The organism is Streptomyces sp. FH025 (genome assembly GCF_017427025.1).
Classification (GTDB): Bacteria; Actinomycetota; Actinomycetes; order Streptomycetales; family Streptomycetaceae; genus Kitasatospora.
The window spans coordinates 1-5,689 of record NZ_JAFLNG010000513.1 but is presented as its reverse complement, the minus strand read 5'-3'; the positions used below and the strand labels follow the sequence as shown (position 1 = coordinate 5,689).

5 protein-coding genes are annotated in these 5,689 nt (G+C 74.6%); 2 read left to right on the top strand and 3 right to left on the bottom strand.

What is annotated here, in order from left to right:
- Positions 1 to 113: 113 nt before the first annotated feature.
- Positions 114 to 1,202: a TOMM precursor leader peptide-binding protein gene (locus J0670_RS28135; protein ID WP_207814505.1), complete on the bottom strand. Its 1,089-nt coding sequence runs from the start codon at positions 1,200 to 1,202 to the stop codon at positions 114 to 116.
- Positions 1,203 to 1,601: 399 nt separating this feature from the next.
- Between J0670_RS28135 and J0670_RS28130 the strand changes: the two genes are divergently transcribed.
- The gene (locus J0670_RS28130) at positions 1,602 to 2,180 is read left to right on the top strand and encodes a M48 family metallopeptidase (RefSeq protein WP_307806733.1); all 579 of its coding nucleotides are present in this window, start codon (positions 1,602 to 1,604) and stop codon (positions 2,178 to 2,180) included.
- Positions 2,181 to 2,275: 95 nt separating this feature from the next.
- Here J0670_RS28130 and J0670_RS28125 read toward each other — a convergent pair whose 3' ends face one another.
- Both J0670_RS28125 and J0670_RS28120 read right to left on the bottom strand, forming a co-directional pair.
- On the bottom strand, positions 2,276 to 2,863 hold the full coding sequence (locus J0670_RS28125) for an NUDIX hydrolase (RefSeq protein WP_207814503.1): 588 nt from the start codon (positions 2,861 to 2,863) through the stop codon (positions 2,276 to 2,278).
- Positions 2,860 to 4,398 (bottom strand): zinc-dependent metalloprotease, encoded by a 1,539-nt coding sequence (locus tag J0670_RS28120; protein WP_207814502.1) that lies wholly within the window; start codon positions 4,396 to 4,398, stop codon positions 2,860 to 2,862. The genes J0670_RS28125 and J0670_RS28120 overlap by 4 nt, the downstream gene beginning before the upstream one ends.
- A gap of 199 nt (positions 4,399 to 4,597) precedes the next feature.
- Between J0670_RS28120 and J0670_RS28115 the strand changes: the two genes are divergently transcribed.
- Positions 4,598 to 5,689: NAD-dependent epimerase/dehydratase family protein (locus tag J0670_RS28115; protein WP_207814501.1), on the top strand; the 1,092-nt coding region annotated here is incomplete at its 3' end.

Here is a 5,689-nt window from a genome sequence, read left to right as displayed (position 1 = left end):
GCCATGGGCTCACCTGGCCGGGCGCTCGCCCGTGGCATCTCGGGGTCAGGTCGGCGGCTGCTGAGCCCCGCAGCCGTCGGCCTGACGCCGGTGTGCTTCTCGCTCCTTCCTTCTCAGCCCGGCGGCAGTGGCTGCCACAGGCAGCCGCAGTCCGGGTGCCCTCGTAGGCGTAGGCGTCGGGACATTCCGTCGCCCGCCGAGATCTCGCACCAGCCGTCGACGCTCGGCGGCCGACCGCCGTCCAGGTGGAGCTGAACGTGCAGCGCCGCCAGTCCGGCGACCGCTGTCGCCAGGGCCGTGTCGCAGGCCGGTGTGCGGGCGCGGCCGGGGCCGTTGTTCGCCAGCTGGGCCAGGACCCGCGGCCACGCGGCGTCCTCGTCCTCCCTCCGTAGCACCAGGCAGTGCCCGCAGGCCGACATGCCCGGGATGACCAGCGGCCCGATGATGCCGAACTCCTCGACCACGCCCACGTACAGGTGGGGCACCCCGGCCCGCAGCAGGAGCCGGGCCTCGTACGTCCCGCCCGCGAAGGCGGCGCTGCCGTCCCGTGGCGCGAGGACCACGAAGTCGGGCGGCGGGTCGCCTGGCTTGCGCCGTGGTACGGGGACCGGCTTGCGGCCGGCGGCCCGCTGCACCGTCTCCCGCGCGGACGTCGAGCGCAGCCGCCCGATGTCCGCTGGTGGCAGCCCCGCCGGGGAGCAGTCGCCGGGCTGGACCCGCCCGCCGTCGGCGACCGTGACCGTGCCCGTTCCGCCTGCGGCGAGCACCGCCGCCACGGCGGCGCCGACCCGGCCCGCGCCGCGCACCTCGATCCGGGATTCGGCCCGACGGGCCAGGACCGCGGGTGCGGCGCCCGGGCCGGAGTGGACCAGGGACAGTGAGGCGAGGTCGGGCCCGAGCAGGCCCCGGTGCGGTTGGGGGAACCGGGTCAGGGCCCGGTCGGTGGCCTCCGCGTCGTCCAGCAGCCCGGTCTCCTCCAGGTCGGTCAGCAGCGTGTCGGTCGGCTCGCGGCCGAGCCCGATCCGCTCGCCGGCCTCCAGGAGCTCGGGCCGGTCGCGCGTTCCGTCGACCAGCCCGAGGAACTCGCAGAGCGTCTTGTCGGCGTTTCCGAGCACCCCCGCGTACCGGGTGACGGTGCCGAACTGCAGGGTGTCGGAGTCCCGCCAGCTGCGGGACAGAGCGGGCTTCAGTACGAGGCGCACGACGATCTCCCTTCCGATCGTTTCCGGACGGCTGACCGCAGCATGCCCCATCGGGCCGAGGGTGTGCTGAAAGTTATCCACAGGAGCGGGCGCATGATCACACCATCCGTTCGCAGGCCCTGTGGATAACTGTCCATCTCCTGGAACGTCGGTTTCCGGACACCTCTTGTCGGCCTTTCGTTACCGATCGCTCCACGAAAGATTTCGGCCACGGCAGCGGACTTCTGTCAGTGGTAGCGGGTAACGTCGTGTGCCATGGCAGCCGAGCGGGACTCCCATCCACCGGCGTCGCGTCGGCGTGCCCGTGCAGCGTCCGGGTCGCAGATGGCGGCGCCGAACACGCGCGGGCGCCCGGACGAGAAGCAGCAGAAGAGACCGCAGCATCCGCCCGCCGGAGCCGTGCCCCCGGAAGCGCACGACCGTGCGCGGGTCGAGGTGCGGCGCAGCGCTCGCCGCAGCCGTACCGTCTCGGCCTACCGCGAGGGCGACCGCACCGTCGTGTTGATCCCGGCCCGGATGTCGCACGCCGAGGAGCAGCGCTGGGTCGCGCAGATGCTGGAGAAGCTCGCCGCCCAGGAGCGCCGGCGGATCCTCGGGGACGACGCCCTGATGGCCCGGGCCCGGGAGCTGTCGGCCGCCTACCTGGGCGATCGTGCCCGGCCGAGCCAGGTCCGCTGGGTGACCAACCAGAATTCGCGTTGGGGCTCGTGCACCCCGAGCGAGGGGACGATCCGGTTGTCCCACCGGCTGCAGGGCATGCCGGAGTACGTGCTGGACTACGTGCTGCTGCACGAGCTCGCGCACCTGCTGGTGCCGGACCACGGCCCGGGGTTCTGGGCGCTGCTGGAGGCCTACCCCCGGACGGAGCGGGCCCGAGGCTATCTGGAGGGCGTGGTGTCCGCCGCCCGGTTGCCGCACATTCCCGGTGCCAGGCACGGCGCCTCGGGCCAGGAGGATCCGGCGGCCTCCTGCGGTTGAGCCGTTGAGTCAGCCGAGCTGGCGTCGTTGGTGGTGAGACGAAGAAAAAGGGGCGCGGGCCGATGCGGCCCGCGCCTCCTTTTTCCGGTCAGACCTCAGCCGGTCAGTCGCCGCGCCCGGTCCACCAGGTCCCGCACCGAGTGGTCGGTGAGCTCCGGCAGCCGGTCGTAGTCGAACCAGCGCAGGTCCAGCGACTCCTCGCTGATCAGCGCCTGGGCCCCGGCCGGGGCCAGCGCGATGTACTGGACGTCCAGGTGGGTGTTCTCCGGCCGGTCCTTGCCGGTGCAGCGGACCAGGTGCCGGTCCAGCTTGGCCGGGACGGGCGCGCCGTTCTCCCGCAGCAGGGTCAGGTCGGGGATGCCGGACTCCTCGACGGCCTCGCGCAGCGCGGCCGAGGCCAGGTCGGCGTCGCCGGGCTCGCAGTGCCCGCCCATCTGCAGCCACATGCCGACCTTGGGGTGCAGGGTGAGCAGCACCCGCCCGGCGGCCGGGTCGACGACCGCGGCGCTGGCGGTGATGTGCGCGGGCAGGCAGGACCGGTAGAGGCCCTCGGGCTGCTCGGCCAGGTGCGCGAGGTAGTCGCGCCGCAGCTGCTCCTGGTCCTCGTCGGCGGGCCGCCAGCCGGTCAGGGTGCGGACGGCGTCCGCGTGCAGGGTGGACGCGCCCGTGTCGGTGGCCGTCATGCGGTGGGCTCGCCCTTTCCGTCGGTGCCGTCCTGCTCGGGGCCGTTGTGCTCGGCGCCGTCGTCCTTCTTCGTCAGGTCCGGCTTGCCGCCCGCCGCGGCTTCGCCGAGCAGCTTGTCGAGGGCGTCGAAGTCGAAGCCGCCCTCCAGGTCGTCGCCGCTGCTGCGGTGCACGAAGGCGTCCGGGTCGTCCAGGTCGGCGGCGGTGGGCAGCATGTCGGGGTGCTCCCAGAGCGCGTCGCGGCCCTCGACGCCGCGCGCGTCGGCGAGCAGCGCCCACAGCCGGGCGGCGTCGCGCAGGCGGCGCGGGCGCAGTTCCAGGCCGACCAGGGTGGCGAAGGTCTGCTCGGCGGGCCCGCCGGCGGCACGGCGGCGGCGGACGGTCTCGCGCAGCGCGCCGGCCTGCGGCAGGTGCGGTTCGGCGGCGGCGTGCACGGTGGCGTCGACCCAGCCCTCGACGAGGGCGAGGGCGGTCTCCAGGCGGGCGAGCGCGGCCTTCTGCTCGGGGGTGTCCTCGGGCTGGAGCAGGCCGCCGGCCAGTGCGTCCTGGAGCGCCTCCGGGTTGCTCGGGTCGAGCTGGCCGACGAGTTCCTCCATGCGGGAGGTGTCGACCTTGATGCCGCGCGCGTAGGCCTCGACGGCGCCCAGCAGGTGGGCCCGCAGCCACGGCACGTGGGCGAAGAGCCGCTGGTGGGCGGCCTCGCGCAGGGCGAGGTAGAGCCGGACCTCTTCGGCGGGCACGCTCAGGCCCTCGCCGAACTCGGCGACGTTCTGCGGCAGCAGGGCGGCCTTGCCGGCCGGGGCGAGCGGCAGGCCGACGTCGGTGGAGCCGACCACCTCGGCGGCGAGGGCGCCGAGCGCCTGGCCGATCTGGGTGCCGAACATGGCGCCGCCCATGGAGCGCATCATGCCCATCAGCGGGCCGGCCATGGCCTGCATCTCCTCGGGCAGGACGCCGCCCATGGCGTTGCCGACGCGCTCGGCGACCGGGTCGACGAGGTCCTTCCAGACCGGGAGGGTGGCCTCGATCCACTCGGCGCGGCTCCAGGCGACGGCGGTGCCGGCGCCGGAGGGGAACTCGGTGACGCCGTCGAGCCACAGGTCGGCCAGGCGCACGGCCTCGGCGACGGCGGCGCGCTCGGCGGCGCTGACGGAGCGGTCCTTGCTCTTGCCCTCGGCGGGTTCGGCGACGACGCTCTGCCGGGCGATGTTGGTGGCGAGGTCCCAGTTCACCGGGCCGCCCTCGAAGGAGAGCATCTGTCCGAGCTGCTGGAACGCGGCGCCGAGGTCGCCGGGGTTCATGCCGCCGAACATCGCGGCGAAGGGGTTGTCGGCACCGCCGGGGCCGCCGGGGGCGCCGGGCATCCCGAAGATCGCGCCGAAGGGGTTGCCGGCCGAGAAGCCGAACGGCTGCGGGCCGCTGTCGCCGGAGCCGGCCGGGCTCTGGTCCTTCTTCTTCTGCGCGTCGTCGGGCTTGGCCTTGCCGTCCTCGGGCTCCTCGGGGGGAACGCCGAATCCGAAGGGAAGGTCGCTCACGGGGTCCTCGATCCGGTCGGCCGTCATACGGGTGTGGCGGGAAGTACTGCCGCCCGGGGTTCCGGTGGAGCGGGGGACTCGTGGGCGGATCCCGCGCGGCAGGCCCGCGCCGGGTGCACCGCCGGGCCTTCGCCTCGGGCAGGATGGACGTACGTGACACACGTCCGTACGCACATAAGCTAACCGTGGAGGATGGCCGGTGAGTTCCCCGCCCTCGGACGTTCGCTCTGGGCTGACCGGAGGAGAGGACGCGTCGGACACCACGGCGTCGCCGCCTCCAGCCTACGGCGGGCGGTTGTTGACCGTGGCCGTGACCGGTGCCGCGGGCGGGCTGGGCGAGCGGGTCGCCGCCCGGCTGGTGGCCTCCCCGCACGTGCGCAGGGTCCTGGCGGTGGACGACCGGCGCGGTGACGTTCCGGGCGTGCAGTGGCGGGTGCTGGACGTGCGCGACCCGGCGGTGGCCGAGCGGCTGGCCGGGGTGGACGTGGTGGTGCACCTGGCGATGGACTTCGGCATGGAGTCAGACCCGAGGGCCCGTAGCGCCTACAACGTGCGCGGCGCCCAGACGGTGCTGACGGCCGCCGCCGCGGCCGGGGTGCACCGGGTGGTGCTGTGCACCTCGGCGATGGTCTACGGCGCGCTGGCCGACAACGAGGTGCCGCTGGCGGAGGACTCCGAGCTGCGGGCGACCGAGGAGGCCTCGCTGGTCGGGGACCTGCTGGAGATCGAGCGGCTGGCCCGCCGGGCGCCGCGCGCCCACCCGGGGCTCCAGGTGACGGTGCTGCGCCCGGCCGTGGTGGTGGGCCCCGGGGTGGACACCGTGCTGACCCGGCACTTCGAGGCGCCCCGGCTGCTGGTGGTGGCCGGCTCCCGGCCGTGCTGGCAGTTCTGCCACGTGGACGACCTGGCGGCGGCGCTGGAGTACGCGGCGCTGGGCCTGGTCGAGGGCGAGGTGACGGTCGGCTGCGACGGCTGGCTGGAGCAGGAGGACGTGGAGCGCCTGTCGGGGATCCGGCGGATGGAGCTGCCGGCCTCGCTGGCGCTCGGTACGGCGGCGCGGCTGCACCGGCTGGGTCTGACCCCGGCCCCGGCGGGGGACCTGGCGTACACGATGTACCCGTGGGTGGTGTCCGGCAGTCGGCTGCACGAGGCGGGCTGGCGGCCGGTGCACACCAACGAGCAGGTGCTGGCGGAGCTGCTGGCCCAGGTGGCGGGCAAGCACGCGGTGGCCGGGCGGCGGCTGGGCGGCAAGGAGGCGGCGACCAGCCTGGGCGCGGCCGGGGCGACGGTG